Genomic DNA, 18,507 nt, shown 5'->3' with positions numbered 1-18,507 from the left:
CTGATTGCACAAGGTGTGCACGAATCACCCCCTCCGCCCCGGAAACGCCCGATCGGGCGCATCATCCGTCAGCGGGGCGAGGTGCGGAAACCCTCCGAACGGGTGTGTCTCGGATGGCAGACCGAAACCGCCATCACACAGCGTGCACTTGCCTGGTCAGGCTCATCGCCGGGACGGGCCGGCTCAGGACTGGCGGAGGGCGCGCGGCTGTGCGGCCAGGGCGTCACCGAGCGTGATCTCCAGCTCGATGAAGGACTCCTCGGCACGGCGGGCGGCGACGCTGACCGAGGCGGCCGCGGCCGGTCCGACGAGTCTGCGGGTGGGCGCGCGCAAGGCCTGGATCGCCTCGGACCACTGGTTCGAGAGCTTGGCGAGACCGCTCAGCGCGTCGACGAGGTCGTCGGTGTTGTCCGGCGGCGACGCGATGATCTCCGCCAGCCGGTCGCGCAATGCGTCCAGTGCCGGGTCCACGGATTCCTCCCGTCCCAGGACAATTGCCCCCACTGGGCACCACCATATCCTGAACGCTGTGGTCCAGCGCAATGATGTTGCCCCAGCAGGACCACTCAGTCAATCGCGCACCCATTCCGTCTCAACAGGCCTTCGTCTCAATTGGTGGCGCTGTTATGGCGGTCCGCTGAAATGGACGGGTTTCGACGTTTAGCGGGGGTCACTCGGCCCGGAGTCGGTTCTACGTGCCTGGTAGGCCAGGTGGCGCTCGGGGTGTTGGGCCGAATCGGTGTGTCCTGGATCGCATCAATCAGTGCATTGAGTTCACCGGTCGAGCGACTTCTCGTCACACGTATTAACTCTTTTGCTGCAGTGCGGTGCCGCCGGTGTGAACGGTGGTGTTGCGAGTTCAGTCGTTCGGGTTCATACAGGATTTCCGAACGGTTCTCCGGACGAGAGTGGCGCCGTCTCAGCGGGGGTGGCGCAGCAGTCGCACGCCGAGCAGGTCCAGCAGTGCGGAACCGTCCCCATCGGTCAGCGCGACGTCGCACTCGGCGTGCCCGTCCTGCGTTCTGCCGGCCGTCAGCACGGCCGCTCCCGACGTGGTCAGGAGCCCGGTGCAGTGCACCCTGACCTCGCGCACGCTGGTCACGACCGCGGTGCCGCCGAACTCCTCGTGCGCCCATCTCGTCGCCAGGCACAGGCACTCGTCCGTCGCGGCGGGGTCGGTGCGGCTGTGTTCCAGGGGCCAGCCGAGGAGGCGGGCACCACGGACAGTGACGGCGGGTGTCGTTCTGGAGGATACCGGCGGCGCTGCCGGGGCGATCATGGCGCGGCCGTGCGTGACATTCGAGACGAGTGCGAGCCGCTTTCCGTGGCCCCGCACGGTGATCGGGCCGGTTCCGGTGGCGAGGTCGCGCAGCAACGAGACGTCACGCAGCGTGGTCGCGCCCGAGGTGGCGACGAACCACTCGATCAACCAGGAGATCGGGCTGTGCGTCTCGTCGAGGAGGGGAACGGGGTGTACCTCGGCGCGGAAGTCGTGGCTCCGTGCCTCTTCGTCCGGAGTCAGCTCGTGGCGGACGTCCGGGTAGCCGACCGCTTCCACCGCGCCGCCGTGCAGCAGTTCGGTGGTGATGAGCCGGGCGGTGTCCGGGCCGCGCGGGATGTCGAACGCGCGGATCGTGCTGTCCGGCCATTCGGTCCTGAGGTGCCGCGCCAGCCCTGCGAGGCCGGCGGCCTGCTCCCGTGCGGTCCCGCCCCGGCCGAAGTCGCCGCCGGTGTCCTGCACCGTGACGAAGAGCCGGCGTTCCTCACGTGCGGCGTGCAATGCCTCGGCGTGGACGTGGGTGACGTCGTCGCGCAGGCCGCCGAGGAAGACCACGCCGGTCGCGCCGTACGGAACCTCGTCGACCACGGTGGCCGCGATCCCGTGCGCGGCAAGGTTTGCACGGACCTCGTGCGCCGTCCCGCGGCCGTCGTCGGTGATCACGAGCATGCCACGCAGGCCCGCGATGTGCAGTCCGGGAAGTGTTCTCGGTCTTGCGGTCCGGACGTGGCGGACCCGGTGTGGCCGGCCTTCGACCGCGGCCTGCAGTTCGCCGAGGGTGCGGAAGCCGAGCACGTCCGCGACGGTGATCTCCGGCAGGTCCGGAATTCCGGTGCGCAGCGCGACGAGCAATTCGACGCGCGCGAGTGAGTCGAGGCGCAGATCGGTGGTCAGTTCGAGGTCCTCGGTGAGCAGTGCGGCGGGGCGTCCTGTCCGTGCGGACACGAGTGCCAGCAACACGTGCCACCTCATTCCTCGGTTTTGCCTTCGGTGAAGGTACCGCAGTGCACGTTGTCTCATTTGGAAACTCCGCCACGGACCTGGTCAGCGGGATGTATTTGTGGACAAACGAACTATATTGCCTGGTCAGCATGCTTTCGCGGGCCGCTTGGGGGATAAATAGGGAATGTCCCAGGGCTGTTCGTGTCAAGTAGTTTGTCTCGTCGTGACACGAGGTTCGGCTCTTTGGGTACGGGAGGGTTCCGTAGTCCGCATGAGCGTTGCTACGGTCCTGCCGCTGAAAGGTTTCGCCGGTCAGATCGGGTATCACGATGAAAACAAGCGCCTCGCTCGACCACGCCGCCGGCACTGTGGTCTCCGAATTCCGGGCAATATGGAAACGCTCTCCTGAACGTTTGTTGTTCACGTTCGTCGACGACCGCGGCCGGGACGAGGAGATCATCACCGCCGGGGCCCTGGGCGAGGCCGCGTCAGCCGTCGCCAGTGCGCTGCGCGGCTGGGGTTTCCGCCCCGGCGACCGCGCGCTGCTGGTCTACCCGCCGGGCCCGGACTTCGTGCGCGCCCTGCTCGGCTGCCTCGCCGCGGGCGTCGTCCCGGTGCCCGTCTACCCGCCGAACCCCGTGCGGCTGGGCCACGACCTGACCGGATTCCGATCCGTTGTGGACAGCTGCAAGCCCCACGCCGTGCTGACGAACGGCGCCTACGAACGCGCCCGCACGGTCGGCGCCGTCACCGGCTTCTTCGACCGCGTCAAGCCGGAGTGGCCGTCCCTGCGCTGGCACCGCGCCGACCGCGTCCGCCCGGCCACCGTCGACTGGCACCAGCCCTCCTCGACCGCCGAACCGGCGCTGCTGCAGTACACGTCCGGCTCGACCGCGTCCCCCAAGGGCGTCGTGCTGACCCACGCCAACCTGGCGTGCGAGATCACCGCGAACGCCGCCGACCTCGACCTCGGCGACGACACCGTGGGCGTGTTCTGGCTCCCGCAGTACCACGACCTCGGCCTGATCAGCGTCATCCTGAGCACCCTGACCGGCAACTCGCACACGTACCTGCTGTCGCCGCTGTCGTTCCTGCACCGCCCGGCCCTGTGGTTCGACGTGCTGGCCAGGGTCCGCGCCACGCACACCGCGGCCCCGAACTTCGCCTTCGAACTGGCCGTCCGCAAGACCACCGCCTCCCAACGCGCCGCGTGGGACCTGAGCGCGCTGCGCGTGGTGATGTCCGCGGCCGAACCGATCCGAGCGTCCACTGTGGACGGCTTCTACACCGCCTTCGCCTCGTCCGGCCTGCGCCGCTCGTCGTTCTACCCGGCCTACGGTCTCGCCGAGCACACCGTCAGCGTGTCGATGGGCGGCCAGTCCGTGCTGCGCCTCGACCGGGCGGCTCTTCAACGCGGCGAGGTGCTCCAGTCCCTCGACGGCCTGCCGGTGGTGGGCTGCGGCCGGTTGACCAAGCCCGGTGCCCACGCGCTGATCGTCGACCCCTCGACCCTGGAGGTCTGCGCACCGGACCGCGTGGGCGAGGTCTGGGTGACGTCGGGAACGAAGGCGGCCGGCTACTTCGGCCTTCCGGACGAGACCCGGCGGACGTTCGAGGCCCAGGTGCCGGGCGATGATCGGCGCTATTTGCGGACCGGCGATCTCGGCTTCTTCGCGGACGGCGAGCTGTTCATCACCGGGCGGCTCAAGGACGTGATCATCATCAACGGCCGCAACCACTACCCGCAGGACGTCGAGGACGCCGTGCGCGACTGCCACGTTTTGGTCCGGCCGGGTGGGGTGGTGGCGTTCGGGGTGCCGCACGAGGACGGCGAACGGCTGGTGCTGTTCGTGGAAACCCGCGCGAAGAAGACCGCGGACGCCGAACGGGCGGAGATCGCGGAGGCGGTGCGGCGGCGGGTGTTCGAGACGCACGGACTCGCGGTCGACGAGGTGGTGGTGCGGCCGCAGGGGCTGGTGCTGAAGACGACGAGCGGGAAGGTGCGGCGGCGGGCGTGCCGGCAGGCGTTCCTCGAAGGCCGCGTGTGAGCGCCCGCCACACACGACACCGGCCGGGTACCCCCAATTTCAAGCTTAGTGAGCGGGTCTGACATGAAGACCGTCATCGTCATCGGCGCGGGCGTCAGCGGCCTCACCACGGCCCGCGCTCTCCACCGAGCCGGCCACCGCCCCATCGTCCTCGAACGCGGCAGCGACGTCGGCGGCAAGTGCGCCTCGACAGACATCGACGGCCACGCGTTCGACCTGGGCGGCCACGTCTGCACCACCCAGTACCGGCGACTCGCCGCACTGGCCACGGAACTCGGCCTCGACACCGAACCCACCACGCCGCACCGGATCTTCGACGCCGCGACCGGCGAGTCACGGCCGCAGAGCTCGGCGTTCTTCACCTACGAGAACTTCCAGCGCTACACCAGGATTCGTGACGCCGAGTTCCCGCGCCTCGGCGACCCCGGCCTCGCGCACTCGGCGAAAGCCCTCGCCACGCCAACACAGCAATGGCTGCAGGAGCACGGTCTGGAAGCGATGGCCGAGTCGTTCGGCACCGGCTACACGGCCGCCGGGTACGGCAGCCTCGACGAGATCCCCGCCCTGTACTTCCTGAAGTACGCGGAGATGACCGGCCTGCTGTCCAGCGCCCGCGACCTGCTCGGCCACGCGGGCAGCTTCACGATCAAGGGTGGCTTCGGCACGCTCTGGCAGAAGGTCGCGCAGGACCTCGACGTGCGCCTGAACGTCGAGATCGAGCAGATCGTGCGCCACGGCGGAGCAGGGGTGCGGGTCAAGACCGCAGAAGAGTGGCTCGAAGCCGACGCGCTCGTGCTGACCGTGCCGATCGACCAGGTCCCTGCGCTCGACGCGACGCCGGAGGAGCGCGACATCGCTCAACGGGTCCGGTACCTCGACTACCGCACCATGATGTGCGCGGCGGACGGGTTGCCGCGCGAGGCGTTCTCGCTTGTTGCACAGCCGAAGAAGGTGGTGTCGTTCCACCACCGCTACGAGGACAGCGACGTCTACGCGTGCTACGCCTACGGGGCGGACGACGACGGGTTCACCGATGACGTGCGCACGCTGGGCGGCGAGACCAAGGCGACATACGTGCGAAAGGACTGGAAGTTCCTGCCGCACTTCGGATCCGAGGACCTGCAAGAAGGCGTGCTGGATCGCGTCGAGGCAATGCAAGGTGAGCTGAACACGTTCCACGTCGGCAGCCTGCCCGCGTTCGAACTGGTCGAGTGCACCATCGCGTACGCGGAAGACCTGGTCGCCAAACACTTTCACGCACCAACGAGCCGCACGGTCACGACCGCGCAGACGATCCGCGAGTGGCTGATCAAGCACATCGCGGCCGAGCTGCACGTGCCGGAGCAAGCGATCGCACCGTCGGCACCGCTCACTTCGTTCGGCCTGGAGTCGCTGTCGGTCGCGACCCTGCAGAGCGAGCTGTCGGACTGGCTCGGGTTCCGGGTGCCGCACACGTTGTTCCTCGAACTGCCCACAGTGGACGCAGTGGCAGCACACCTTGCACGCCAAGATGTTCCACCAACGAGCTCCCCGCTCGCGCTTGCGCTCACCACGCCGCGGCCGTTCTTCTGCATCGGCGGCGCGGTCGGGGCGGCGTACTACCTGCTGCCGCTGGCCCGCGCGGTCGGGCAGGGGCAACCGTTCTACGGGCTGCAGGGGCCGGGCTTCGACGGCAGCGAGGAACCCGTCGACGACGTCGAAGAGCTGGCGAGCCGGTACATCGAGGAGATCAAGCAGATCCAGCCGTACGGGCCGTACGTCGTCGGCGGGCACTCATTCGGCGGCATCGTCGCGTACGAGGTCGGCCGGCAACTGCGGCGGGGCGGTGACGAGGTCGCGCGGGTCATCATGATCGACGCGTATCCCGCCGTGCCGGGGCAGTCGGAGCCGCCGTGGGACGAGCGCGCGGTCATCGAGGAGCTGTGGACGATCCGGCAGCACGCGTTCCAGGACGACGGCGCACCGCGGCGGCGCGTCGACCAGTCGTTGACGCCGAAGGAACAACGCGAGCAGCTCGGCAAGTTCCTCGGGGCGTCCGGGACGCGGCCGGTCGAGGAGCACATCGCCACGATCATGGGCGTCTACCAGGCCCAGGTCGAGGCGCTCGTGCGGTACGAGCCAAAACCCTCTGATCTCGCCGTCACGCTGATCAAGGCCGACGGCGGCTTTCCCCAGGTGCTCAAGGACGATCGGCACGTCGAGCTGTTCTTCGACTCGCCCGCCAACGGCTGGGAGCGCGTCGCCACCAGCGAGCTCACCGTCGTCAACGTCCCCGGCGACCACTTCAACATGCTCGTCCCGCCCGCACTCACGACGTTGGCCGACGCCGTGCGCACCGCCATCGCGCAGGTGCCGCCGCCTCCACCGCCACCCGCCGCGCACGTCGAGTCGTCCATCCACATCAACCCGATGCACCCGGACTTCCTCGCGGACCCGTACCCGTTCTACGCGCTGTTGCGTGACCTCGCGCCGGTCTACTACGACGACGCGCTCGACGGCTGGGTGCTCACGAGGCACGCCGACGTCACGGACGTGCTTCGCCGCACGACCGTCGTCCGCCCGTCCACCGCGACGCTCATGGCCCGGTTGCCCCAAGACGTTCTGGAGCAGATGAACCCGTTCATCCGGCGCCTGGACTCGTCGCTGCCCTTCAGCAACCGGCCGTCGCACACCCGGCTGCGCAAGCTGATGAACCGCAGCTTCACCCCGCGCGCGATGGAGCAACGCCGAACGGTGGTCGAGAAGACCTGTCGCGAGCTGCTCGACGGCTTCACCGGCGGCGACTTCCTGGCCGAGGTCGCCTATCCGTTCCCCGCCCGCGTGGTCATGGATCTCGTTGGTGTGCCACGAGAAGACCAGCAGCAGCTCACGCAGTGGGGCACCGACGTCATGAAAACGCTGGGGGAGGGCCAGTACGGCGCGGACCCCATCGCGGTCGCGCACACCTCGTCGGCCGCGATGGACTTGCTCATGGCGTACCTGCGCGAGCTCATGGCCAGTCGTCGGCAACGTCCGTGCGACGACCTGATCTCCGAGCAGCTCAAGGTTTCCGACGCCGACCTGTTCGGCGAGCGCGGCGAGTGGGACAGCGACGACGAGCTGATCGTCAACATCATCTCGCTGATCAACGCGGGCCTGGAGACCACGGCGAACTACCTCGGCAACGGCGTGCTCGCCCTGCTGCGCAACCCTGCCCAGTACGAGCTCCTGCGCTCCTGGCCGCTCGCGGTGACGGCGGCCGAGGAGCTGCTGCGCTACGACTCGCCCGCGCCGATCATCACCCCGCAACTGGCGAGCGAGGACATGGAGGTCGGCGGCCGGCGGATCCGGGCGGGGGAGCTGCTGTTCCCGGTGCTCGGCGCGGCCAACCGCGACCCTGCCAGGTACACCGACCCGGACACCCTCGACCTCACCAGGGAGTCGGCCGTCACGCACCTGACGTTCGGCGCGGGCATCCACTACTGCATCGGCGCGTTCCTGGGCCGGCTCGAAGGCCAGGTGCTGTTCCCGATGCTCGCCCAACAGTTCCCGCACCTGCGCCTGGACCCACAAGCCGGAAAACCGGAGTTCCGGCCCGACCCCGCGTTGCGCGGCCTTAAATCGCTACACCTGCTGATCGACCAGTGGTAGACACCCGCTGTGCACAACGCTCTGGGGTTCCCCGATCTGCTGCGTCTGATCGACGAACGGTCCACCGCCTTCCGCCAGGTAATCTCCTCGGCTCCGAGCCTCGGTGCGCAGGTGCCGAGTTGCCCCGAGTGGACGCTGTTCGACCTGGCCAGGCACATCGGTGAGGGACGCCACCGGTGGGCCGGCATCGTCGCCGCAGGGCCGACCACGGCCAGGCCTGCGATCGAGCTCCCCACGGCGCCTCAGGACCCGGAAGTTCTCGTGGACTGGCTGGCCAAGGCGACTGATCTGCTGCTGACCGCCCTGCGGGAGGCCGGTCCGGACGGCGCGTGCTGGACGTGGTGGGGCGGCTCGCAGGCGCCGCAGAACGCCGGAGCCGTTGCGCGCCACCAACTCCAGGAGCTCGCGGTCCACACCTACGACGCCCAGCTGACCGTCGGCGACCCGCAGCCGCTGCCGGAGGAGATCGCGCTCGACGGCGTCGACGAGTTCCTGCACACCTGCGTCGCCACGACCAGCCCCTGGCCGCACGCGCCCGCGACCGTCGACTACCACGTCAGCGAGGGCCCTTCGTGGCGCTTCCGGCTGTCGGCCGACGGCGCACAGATCGGCCACGTCGACGGTGTGGCCGACGCGTCCGCGCGAGGCACGGCCAGCGATTTCGTGCTGTGGTTCTACGCCCGCAACACGGGGGAAGGCCTGAAGCTCGACGGCGACCGTCAGGTGTTCGATCAACTCATCGCCTGGGAACCGGAGTAGCGAGAGGATGGCGGGCATGACACTGCCCGCCCTTCCCGAGGAGTCCTTCCAGCGCGTGCTCTGCGTCGTCGCGCATCCCGACGACATGGAGTACGGCACGTCCGCGGCCGTGGCGCGCTGGACCGCCCGCGGCATCGAGGTCGGCTATCTCCTGCTCACCCGCGGCGAAGCCGGCATGCCGAACCCACCGGAGGAGACGGCCCGCCTGCGCGTCGCCGAGCAGCAGGCCGCCTGTGCCGTCGTCGGCGTCCAGCACCTGACCGTGCTCGAACATCCGGACGGCGTGCTCGTCTACGGCCTGGACCTGCGCCGGGACATCTGCCGCGAGATCCGCCGGTTCAAGCCCGACGTCGTGCTCGGCACCGGCTACGAGATCGAGACGCCGTACGGCTTCGACCAGGCCGACCACCGCGCGGCCGGGCTCGCGACGCTCGACGCGATCCGGGACGCGGGCAACCGGTGGGTCTTCCCGGAGCAGGTCGACGACGAGGGCCTCGAACCACACTCCGCGCGCTGGTACATCGTCCCGGGGCTCCCCGGCTCCGCGACGCACGGCGTGGAGGTCACGGGCGAGCCGCTGCGCCGCGGCGTCGCCTCGCTCGAGGCGCACGCCGCCTACCTGGCCGCGCTGCCGGACCACCCCGCCCCCGCGGAGTTCATCCCGAAGTTCGCCGCGATGAGCGGCGAGGCCATGGGCGTCGAGCACGCCGTCCTGTTCCGCGCCCACGACCTGCAGGCGCCGTTCGACTTCTGACCGGGCCAGAGCTCGTGGTACGAGTTGACTTCAGCCGATCATCTGGGGGGATGCGGTGAGGTGCTTCGTGATCGAGGACGGCGGCCCGGTTCCGCGTGCTCTCGTCCGGGCACATCAGGGCGTCGAGTCCAGCCTTCGCGCCCGGCCTGAGCCCGGGCGGGTTTGCCGTGCCTCGCGGTGTTCTCCACGAGCTACCGCAGCGACGAACTGATCAACGTGACCGCGGTGATGCGCCAAGGACCCGCGAGCCGCGATCGAGATCGGCGTGCGAGCCGAACGGCAGCGCGGCCGTGGCGGGCCCAAGTACTTCACCTTGTGGCCCAGGTCGTGCTTCCACCCGCGGCAGCTCTTCAGTGTGCTACCACGTGCTGTCCGGCAACGACACGCGCGACCTGCCGTTCGCGGTCTTCCCGGACGACGTCACCGCGCTCGACCTGGCGAACGCTCATCAGCTCGTCCGGACCGAGGCCGGTGGCACCTACCGGGAACGGGTCTGCCACAACGGTGAGTGGACAGGTTCCTTCGTGCTGGACGACATCAACCGCGGCAAGTCCGACGACGAGTACCTGCCGATCAGCCCTGCCGAGGCGCAGCGGCTGATCGACCGGTGGACGATCAGCTGAAGCTACAGGCGGCCGACGTCCGTGATGGTCACGGCTGCCTCGCCCAGCTCGTCCGACGCCATCAGGTCGATCTCCGCGTTGAAGCCCCAGTCCTTGTCGCCGGCCGGGTCCTCGAAGATCTGCCGGCACACCCAGCGCTCGCGCTCGACGTTGATGATCAGGAACGCCGGGCCGCGCGCGTTGGGGCCCGCGCCGATGTCGGAGTGCTCCTCGAAGTACGGCTCGAGGGCGTCCATCCACTCCTTGGCGGTCCAGCCCGACTCGTGGTCGAGCTCGCCCAGCGAGTACCAGTCCCGTTTCGCGGCCAGCTCGACGCGGCGGAACAGCGCGTTGCGGACCAGCACGCGGAACGCGCGGACGTTGCTCGTGACGGCGGGCGGCAGGTCGACCCGGACCTCGGGAGCGTCGGGCGCGTCCGGGTTGGTGAGCTTCTCCCACTCGTCGATCAGCGACGAGTCGACCTGGCGCACCAGCTCGCCGAGCCACGAGATCAGGTCGTTGAGCTCCTCGGTCTTCGCCTCTTCCGGCACCGTCTGCGACAGCGCCTTGTAGGCGTCGGCCAGGTACCGCAGAACCAGCCCCTCGGAGCGCGCGAGGCCGTAGAACGACACGTACTCCGTGAACGTCATCGCGCGCTCGAACATGTCGCGCACGACGGCCTTGGGGGACAACGAGTAGTCGCCGACCCACGGGTGGCCGCGGCGGTAGGTCAGGAACGCGGCGTCGAGCAGCTCGGCGAGCGGCTTCGGGTACGTGACCTCCTCCAGCAGTTCCATCCGCTGGTCGTACTCGATGCCGTCGGCCTTCATCGCGCCGATCGCCTCGCCGCGCGCCTTGTGCTCCTGGGCGCCCAGGATCTGCCGCGGGTCGTCCAAAGTGGACTCGATCACCGACAGCACGTCCAGCGGGTAGCCGGGCGCCTCGCGGTCCAGCAGTTCGATCGCGGCCAGCGCGAACGGCGACAGCGGCTGGTTCAGCGCGAAGTTGAACTGCAGGTCGACGGTCAGGCGGAAGTCGTCGCCGTCGCGCTCGACCACGCCCGCCGCGACGAGCGCCCGGTACATCGCCAGCGCGCGGCGGATGTGCTTGAGCTGCTTGGCGCGGTCCTCGTGGTTGTCCTCGAGCAGGTGCCGCATCGCCGCGAAGGCCCCGCCGGTCGGGCGGCCGATCACGTTCAGCAGCATCGCGTGCGAGACCTGGAACGACGACGTCAACGGCTCCGGTTCGGCGCCGACGAGCCGTTCGAACGTCGTCTCGCTCCACGACACGAAGCCGTCCGGAGCCTTCTTGCGGACGACCTTGCGGCGCTTCTTCGGGTCGTCGCCCGCCTTGGCGAGCGCCTTGAGGTTCTCGACCTCGTGTTCCGGCGCCTGTACGACGACCGTGCCCACGGTGTCGTAGCCCGCGCGGCCCGCCCGTCCGGCGATCTGGTGGAACTCGCGGGCCTTCAGGATCCGGGTGCGGGTGCCGTCGTACTTCGACAGCGCCGTGAAGACGACCGTGCGGATCGGGACGTTGATGCCGACGCCCAGCGTGTCCGTGCCGCAGATGACTTTCAAGAGACCGGCCTGCGCCAGTTGCTCCACCAGCCGGCGGTACTTGGGCAGCATGCCGGCGTGGTGCACGCCGATGCCGTGCCGCACCAGCCGCGACAGCGTCTTGCCGAACCCGGCGCTGAAGCGGAAGTTGCCGATCGTCTGGGCGATCGCCTCCTTCTCCTGCTTCGAGCAGACGTTGATGCTCATCAGCGACTGCGCGCGTTCGAGTGCGGCGGCCTGGGTGAAGTGCACGACGTAGATCGGCGCCTCACGGCCGTGCAGCAGGTCCTCGATCGTCTCGTGCAACGGCGTGGAGACGTACTGGAAGTTCAACGGCACCGGGCGCTGCGCCGAGCGGACCACCGCAGTGGGGCGGCCGGTGCGCCTGGTCAGGTCCTTCTCGAAGAACGTGACGTCGCCGAGCGTCGCCGACATCAGCAGGAACTGCGCCTGCGGCAGCTCGATCAGCGGCACCTGCCACGCCCAGCCGCGGTCGGGCTCGGAGTAGAAGTGGAACTCGTCCATCACGACCTGGCCGACGTCGGCCGTCGCCCCGTCGCGCAGCGCGATGTTCGCGAGGATCTCCGCCGTGCAGCAGATGATGGGCGCCTGGTCGTTGACGCTGGCGTCGCCGGTCATCATGCCGACGTTCTCCGGCCCGAACACCTCGCACAGCGCGAAGAACTTCTCCGAGACCAGCGCCTTGATCGGCGCCGTGTAGAAGCTGCGCTGGTTGCCCGCCATCGCGACGAGGTGGGCACCGATGGCCACCAGGCTCTTGCCGGACCCCGTGGGCGTGCTGAGGATGACGTTGGCCCCGGAGACGAGCTCGATGACCGCCTCCTCCTGCGCCGGGTACAGGGCCAGGCCGCGCTCACCCGCCCAGTGGGAGAAGGCGTCGAACAGTTCGTCTTCGTCGGCGATCGAGGTGAGCCGGTCCGTAAGTGCAGTCATCGCAGGTGAACTATAGGTGGTACGCGTACTCGGTGAACTCCCAGTCGGTCACGTACCGCTGGAACCGGGCCACCTCCTCCCACTTGAAGTCCACATAGGACCGCACGAAGTCCTTGCCCAGCACCTCGACCATCGCCGTGTCCTCCTCCAGATAGGCGAGCGCGTCGGGCAGCGTCGCGGGCAGCGTCGGCGCCTTCGACGGGTCGTACCCGTATCCGGCGGACGGCCGCGGCGGCTCGATCCGGTCGCGAATGCCCAGGTAGGTGGCCGCGATGAGGCCGGCGATGCCGAGGTAGGGGTTGGCGCTCGCGTCACCGAGCCGCAGCTCCAGCCGGGTCGTCTCGCCTCGTTCGGCCGGCACCCGGAGCATCGCGCTGCGGTTGTCGAGCCCCCAGTCGATCAACCACGGCGCGAGCGAGTCCGGCCCGAACCGCTTGTAGGAGTTGACCGTCGGGTTGAGCAGCGCCGCCAGTGCCGGGGCGTGCTTGAGGATGCCGCCGATGGCCCAGCGCGCCTCGTCTGAGAGGCCGTGCGAGGTCGCGGGGGCCTGGAACGCGTTGCGCCCGTCCTTCTCGTGGCACGACAGGTGCAGGTGGAACCCGCTGCCGCCGCCGTCGTTGAACGGCTTGGCCATGAACGTGGCGAGCCGGCCCTCTCGGCGCGCGAGCTCCTTGACGCTCGTCTTGAACCGGAACGCGCGATCGGCCGCGTCCATGGCGGGCGAATGGACGAGGTTGATTTCGAACTGACCGCCCGCGTACTCGTGGTTGCCGCCCGTGGTTTGCAGACCGGCGGAGCTGAGCGTCCGAAGAGTTCTCAACAGATGACCGTCTGAGTCGCCCCTTCGTCCGGTCGCATACACGTTGCCCGGCTCATCGCAGTAGGGCCGCCACCCGTTCGGGCGATCTTCGTCGGGTTCGCAGAGAAAATATTCCAACTCGGGACCGACCACCGGCGACAGTCCCGTCGTCTCGAATATCTCCAGCGCCCGGCGCAGCACCTGCCGCGGCGATTCGTCGACAGGTCTTTCGTCAGCCGGGCTCACCGCGTCGCCGATGCACCACGCGACGCCCGGCTCCCACGGAATCGGGAGCAACGTGTCGAGGTCGGGAACCACGATCACGTCGGGCAGCCCGGCGTCGAGCACACCCCCGTTCTCGGTGGTCTTGCCGCCGGGCGTGGTGCTGTAAACGGCCCGGCAGAACGACAGCCCGCGCTGCGTAACCGCAGGTAGATGCTCCACGAGGACGTCACGCCCCCGGTCGGTGCCGAGCAGGTCGGGGAAGACGACGCGCACCACGTCGATCCCGTCTTCGCCGAGCCGCGACGCGAGTTCCCGTGTCACCTGTTCACCGACCACGTCGAACTACCTTTCCGGCACAGTGTGTCGCTGGCGCGGAGGGGATAACGTTGAGGGGCAAACGCTATCGACCCGTCCGTGGAGTAAAGACCATGATCGGTCTCAGTGGGTGCTCCACACTCATCGTCCACCACGGGGCAACAGTCCGTAACTGGACGGGTGACGACCGTCACGAGATCATGCACGATGTGGGATCGTGATCAAACCGCGTGCGGACCGACTCGCGCCACAACACAGACATAGTTCGGAACCGCAAGTATTGTGCCGGGAACACCCTGAGCTCGAGCACGGGAGACTTTGAGTTGTCTGGTCACCACACGATTGCCGAGACCGAGAAAGCCGTCCAGGCGAAGCTCGGTGCGGTGCCGCTGCATCGCGAGCAGATGGCGGCGGTGTCGAACATCCACCGCGCCGCCACCGCGATCCGCCAGCACCTCGAGAACTCGGTGCTGCGCACCAGCGATCTGACCTGGACCGGCTTCGTCGTGCTCTGGGTCGTGTGGATCTGGGGCGAGATGGAGACGCGCTACGTGGCCGAGGAGGCCGGCATCTCCAAGGGCACCCTGACGGGCGTCGCCAAGACGCTGCAGTCGCGGGGGCTGTTGGAGCGCCTCGGGCACCCCACTGACGGTCGGCTGGCGGTTCTGCGGCTCACCCCTGAGGGTGAAGAACTGATGGGCGACCTCTTCCCCAAGTTCAACGAGGAAGAGGTCTTCGTCTCCGACCCGCTGGAGTCCTCCGAGGCTCAGTCGCTGGCTGAGATGCTGCGCCGGATGGTGACGCACCTCGAGGCCAACGGAGAGCAGCGCCGGTTGGATCTGCGCGGGGACACGCCGTTGCCTCCGCGTCGGTCCGGTCGCCGGGCCAAGCACGGCTGACGTTCTTGCCCGTGGTGGGCGACTTGCCTGGTCGGGGAATCACCGCCCCGTCGGTGAGTCGCCCATTTCGGCGTTGTCCCGTTTCAGAGCAGGCTGAGCACCCGCGCGTGCAGCGTGTCCAGGTAGTCCTCGGACTCCGGCTTCATCAGCACGCTGCGCAGCACCCGCGCGCCGTCCACATCGGCCTCCACCTCGGGGTGCCTGGCGGCGAACGCCGACTTCGACGCCCGTGCCACGCTCAGGAAGACCGGGTCGACGGCGGCGTTCATGCCGGTCTCCATGACCCGGTGCGAGGCGGCGTCCACAGCGGACAGCGTCAGCGGGGTGGTCCGCGGGAAGTACGTCACGATGTCCAGCTCGGGCTCCTGGTAGAGCTCCAGTTCGGACGACTCCCGGATGATCGACGCCCACCGCACGGCCGCCCGCCGTCCGGCTGCGAGTACCTCGCCCAGCCCGTCGCGGGTCAACGGCAGCAGCCTGAGGGTCAGCCAGAGTCCGGCGGCGGCTGCTCCGGCGCGGGAGCACTCCAGGCTGATCTCGCCCAGGTGCAGTTCGTCGGACGTGAAGTACGTGTAGGGGGAGTCGTGCAGGTAGAAGCGGCCCACGGACGGGTCGCGGAACAGGACTGCGCCGCAGCCATAGGGCTGTAGGCCGTGCTTGTGCGGGTCTACCACCACGGAGTCGCACGAGCCGATGGCCTCCCACGGCTCAGGAGCCAGGTCTGTGCCCGCGAGAAGAGCGAAGAACCCTCCGTAGGCGGCGTCTACGTGCACCCGTGCGTCGTAGCGGCGTGCGAGGTCCAGCACCAGGTGCACCGGTTCGATGGCGCCCAACGCGGTGGTACCGGGCGTCACCACCACTGTGCCGACTTTGCCGGTGCGCAGGAGCTCTTCTAGAGCGTCCAGGTCCATGCGGCCGCGGCCGTCCACGGGTACGGGGAAACCCTCGATGCCGAGTACGCCGCACATGCGTGAGTGCGTGTAGTGCGCCTCGGAGGAGTACGCGACACCACGGCCCGGATGCAGGGAGCGCGCGACGAACAGCGCCTCCAGGTTCGCGATCGTGCCGCTGGACGTGAGGTGGCCGAGGTGTTCGTCGCCGTAGCCGAACATGTCCGCCAGACCGGAGACGACCTCGCGCTCCATCGCCGCGGTCGCGGGGCCGCCGTCCAGGGCGTGGTTGTTCGGGTTGATCAGCATCGCCGACAGGTACCCGACCACGGCCGCCGGGTGTGGCGGCTTGAGCATCTGGCCCGCGTAGCGCGGGTGGAAGAACGGGTAGTTGTCGCGCAGGCGGTCCTGCAGCTCGGTCAGCGCCGAGGAGAAGAGAGACGGGTCGACCTGCAGGGACGAGTGGGGTGTGTAGGCGCCGTACTCCGCGGTCCACTTCTCGTGGTTGGCCAGCGCCTCGTTGAGCCAGTGCTGAAGGTCCACCGCACACCCCACCCGTCCGCCGAAACAGTTGAACTTTGGCTGAATGTTCGAATTTGTACGTTACGGCAGACCCCAGCGCGAAGACGAGCCGTTGGCGGCCACATCGCGTGGTGAGACGTTCGGACGGGTGCCGCGGCGGGAGACGATGGCCGTCTGACCTCGGCGTAGTGGGATTTCGATGGCCGAGCCGCGAGGCTTGTAGTCCAAGCGGCGGCCGCGCGAGTCCCGGACGTCGATGTCGCCGGTGATGCCGTGCTCCAGGAGCAACGGAGAGCCCGCCTCCGAGTGGACCTGGACCCACTCGGTGCGGCCGCCCGAACGCGAGGCGTCGACCAGGAACGCGCCTTGAGTTCGCAACGACGAGATGGACGCGTCGGCCCACGTGGAGGAAACGGACGGGAAGACGCGCACGACGTTGTTGTGCGACTGGACCATCATCTCCAGCACGGCCTGGCCGGACATCAGCGGCGACTCGATGGCGAGGTTGCCGCCCTCGCGGTAGAAGGTGTTCTCGGTCAGCACGGCGTTCGAGCCGACCTGCTTGCGGTCCAGGAAGTAGCGGAGGAACGACAGCGCCTCCTCCGGGCGGCCCATGGCGGAGGCCATGGCGGAGGCGGCGCCGTAGCTGTAGCCGGCCCAGAGTTGTTGGCGGGAGACCCAGTGGTCGAACGTGCGGTTGATCAGGTCCCGGTGCTCCGGCATGTCCCACGTCAGTTCGCGCAACGGGTAGAACCAGAGCATGTGCGAGAAGTGGCGGTGCGAGTCGTTGAGCGACACGTCGCGACCGATCAGCACGCCGTTCGGACCCTGGTGGTAGGGCACGAGCCGGTTCAACACGTCCCGCCAGCGCGCGTTCTCCTCGATGGAGAGCAACGTGCGCACACCCCACCGGATCAGCGAGAGGTCGTACGTCGTGTCCGTGGCGTTCGCATACTCCGGTGAGCGCGTCTCCGGCAGGTGCAGCTTGCCGTCGGCGCCTTCGACGAGGAACCGCGCGTAGTAGTTGACCGCCTTGGTCAGGATCGGGAACAGGACGTCGGACAGGATCTTCTTGTCCATCGTGTGCCGGTAGCCCAGCCACACGTTGTGGCAGGCCCACAGAAGATTGCCCGTGTGGTCATTCGGCGCCACGCCGGGAACGCCGCAGTAGCGCGGGCCGGAGCGCAGCGTGCGGTCGCCGGGGTGGCAGATCGCGTACGAGTTGCCGTCGCGGTAGGCCGGGTTCACGTTCAGCTCGAGGTGGTGCTCGAACCGCTTCAACGTGGTCGTCACGGCGTCGAGCTCGTGGTGGTTCGAGCCGTTGACCAGCGGATACGAGATCTGGACGTTGAGGTTCCACCACACGGCCGTCCAGCTGTTGCCCTGCTCGGGGAACCACGGGCCCCACTCGGAGATGACCGGCGCGTCGGCACGGGTGGCGGCGGCCATCTTGTAGAGCTGCGCCCAGTAGAAGCGTTGCACGAGCTTGTCCGGCACGGACACCAGCGACTTCGCGTAGTAGGCGTTCCACCAGCGGCGATGCTGCAGCGTCAAGATCTCGAACGGGATCGACAACGCCTGACGCACCTCGCGGATCGCGTCGGACGTGTGCGTGTCCGCAGGGTGTGTGTACCCGACGTGCGCCGCGAACCGGCCGTCACGGGTGTGCCAGGCCGTTGTGTAGCCACCGCCGGCGTGCAGCGGTTGGGCGGCGTACGAGACGCCGTTGGCCGTGTCCAGCGTTGGTGCGGGGTTGGCCGTGTAGTCCGTTGGCCTGCGGATCTGGCGGGTCGTCGACGACTCCAGCGGCTGGAAGCCCCACGTCACGTCGCCCTTCACCTTCGCGAGGAACGTGCTGCGCGCGTTGTGCACGAGCATCGTGAAGCTGGCGCTGCCTTGTGTGGTGGTCACCGTGCCGGTGAGCTCGGCGTTCCACAGGTCCAGCGTCCAGTCGACCGCGGTGATCGCGCCGGCGAACTGGAGCGTCAGGTACCCGATCGGCAGCCTGGACAGGCCGATCGCGGCCTCCCAGTGCTCGCGCTGGTCCTGCACCTCGGAGTGGCTGAGCATGAGCTTCAGCTCGTTCGGCGTGCGCCCGGCGTAGATCTGCACGCCCAGGAAGCCGTTGGCCAGGAACGGGCTGTCGCCCCAGTTCTTCGGCAGCCGCTTCCACTCCATCCGGGCGTCGCGCACAACGTCCTTGTGGACGCCGTGACCCGATGTTTCCGGTTGCGCAACCGCTGTGCCCACACCCAGTGCGGACGCGCCCACGGCCGCACCTGTCCCGTACAGAAAGGTTCTACGCGACAGCTCTGTCACTGTTCGTCCCT

12 protein-coding genes are annotated in these 18,507 nt (G+C 68.5%); 6 read left to right on the top strand and 6 right to left on the bottom strand.

Annotated elements, in window-relative coordinates; translation table 11 throughout:
* Nucleotides 1–183: 183 nt before the first annotated feature.
* The gene (locus tag DI276_RS48750; RefSeq protein ID WP_157985425.1) at nucleotides 184–504 is read right to left on the bottom strand and encodes a hypothetical protein; all 321 of its coding nucleotides are present in this window, start codon (nucleotides 502–504) and stop codon (nucleotides 184–186) included.
* A gap of 415 nt (nucleotides 505–919) precedes the next feature.
* Nucleotides 920–2,239, bottom strand: a complete 1,320-nt coding sequence (locus DI276_RS48745) for an acyl carrier protein (RefSeq protein WP_112277172.1) — start codon at nucleotides 2,237–2,239, stop codon at nucleotides 920–922.
* 311 nt (nucleotides 2,240–2,550) lie between these two features.
* On the opposite strand from DI276_RS48745, the gene DI276_RS48740 reads away from it, so the two are divergent.
* From DI276_RS48740 to DI276_RS48720, 5 genes are all read left to right on the top strand, one after another.
* The gene (locus DI276_RS48740; RefSeq protein ID WP_112277171.1) at nucleotides 2,551–4,269 is read left to right on the top strand and encodes a fatty acyl-AMP ligase; all 1,719 of its coding nucleotides are present in this window, start codon (nucleotides 2,551–2,553) and stop codon (nucleotides 4,267–4,269) included.
* 63 nt (nucleotides 4,270–4,332) lie between these two features.
* Nucleotides 4,333–7,899: a cytochrome P450 gene (locus DI276_RS48735; RefSeq protein WP_112277170.1), complete on the top strand. Its 3,567-nt coding sequence runs from the start codon at nucleotides 4,333–4,335 to the stop codon at nucleotides 7,897–7,899.
* A 9-nt stretch (nucleotides 7,900–7,908) separates the two neighbouring features.
* Entirely contained in the window at nucleotides 7,909–8,658 is a 750-nt protein-coding gene (locus DI276_RS48730) for a maleylpyruvate isomerase family mycothiol-dependent enzyme (RefSeq protein ID WP_112277169.1), read from the top strand.
* A 7-nt stretch (nucleotides 8,659–8,665) separates the two neighbouring features.
* Nucleotides 8,666–9,412, top strand: a complete 747-nt coding sequence (locus tag DI276_RS48725; protein WP_112277168.1) for a PIG-L deacetylase family protein — start codon at nucleotides 8,666–8,668, stop codon at nucleotides 9,410–9,412.
* Between the two features lie 353 nt (nucleotides 9,413–9,765).
* Nucleotides 9,766–10,035: a hypothetical protein gene (locus DI276_RS48720; RefSeq protein WP_112277167.1), complete on the top strand. Its 270-nt coding sequence runs from the start codon at nucleotides 9,766–9,768 to the stop codon at nucleotides 10,033–10,035.
* A gap of 2 nt (nucleotides 10,036–10,037) precedes the next feature.
* Here DI276_RS48720 and DI276_RS48715 read toward each other — a convergent pair whose 3' ends face one another.
* Both DI276_RS48715 and DI276_RS48710 read right to left on the bottom strand, forming a co-directional pair.
* Complete coding sequence (locus tag DI276_RS48715; RefSeq protein WP_112277166.1) at nucleotides 10,038–12,527, bottom strand: DEAD/DEAH box helicase; 2,490 nt, start codon at nucleotides 12,525–12,527, stop codon at nucleotides 10,038–10,040.
* Between the two features lie 10 nt (nucleotides 12,528–12,537).
* The gene (locus DI276_RS48710) at nucleotides 12,538–13,872 is read right to left on the bottom strand and encodes a glutamine synthetase family protein (protein WP_232837446.1); all 1,335 of its coding nucleotides are present in this window, start codon (nucleotides 13,870–13,872) and stop codon (nucleotides 12,538–12,540) included.
* Nucleotides 13,873–14,189: 317 nt separating this feature from the next.
* On the opposite strand from DI276_RS48710, the gene DI276_RS48705 reads away from it, so the two are divergent.
* Nucleotides 14,190–14,765, top strand: coding sequence for a MarR family winged helix-turn-helix transcriptional regulator (locus DI276_RS48705; RefSeq protein ID WP_109641700.1), 576 nt, complete (start codon nucleotides 14,190–14,192; stop codon nucleotides 14,763–14,765).
* Between the two features lie 83 nt (nucleotides 14,766–14,848).
* Here the strand turns inward: DI276_RS48705 and DI276_RS48700 are convergent, their stop codons facing one another.
* Nucleotides 14,849–16,198: a pyridoxal phosphate-dependent decarboxylase family protein gene (locus tag DI276_RS48700; RefSeq protein ID WP_112277164.1), complete on the bottom strand. Its 1,350-nt coding sequence runs from the start codon at nucleotides 16,196–16,198 to the stop codon at nucleotides 14,849–14,851.
* A 60-nt stretch (nucleotides 16,199–16,258) separates the two neighbouring features.
* On the bottom strand, nucleotides 16,259–18,496 hold the full coding sequence (locus DI276_RS48695) for a glycosyl hydrolase family 95 catalytic domain-containing protein (protein ID WP_112277163.1): 2,238 nt from the start codon (nucleotides 18,494–18,496) through the stop codon (nucleotides 16,259–16,261).
* Nucleotides 18,497–18,507 lie beyond the last annotated feature (11 nt).

The sequence above is a fragment of the Lentzea terrae genome (assembly GCF_003265345.1).
In the GTDB taxonomy this organism is placed as follows: Bacteria; Actinomycetota; Actinomycetes; order Mycobacteriales; family Pseudonocardiaceae; genus Lentzea; species Lentzea terrae.
This window is presented reverse-complemented; position numbering and strand designations above follow the sequence as displayed.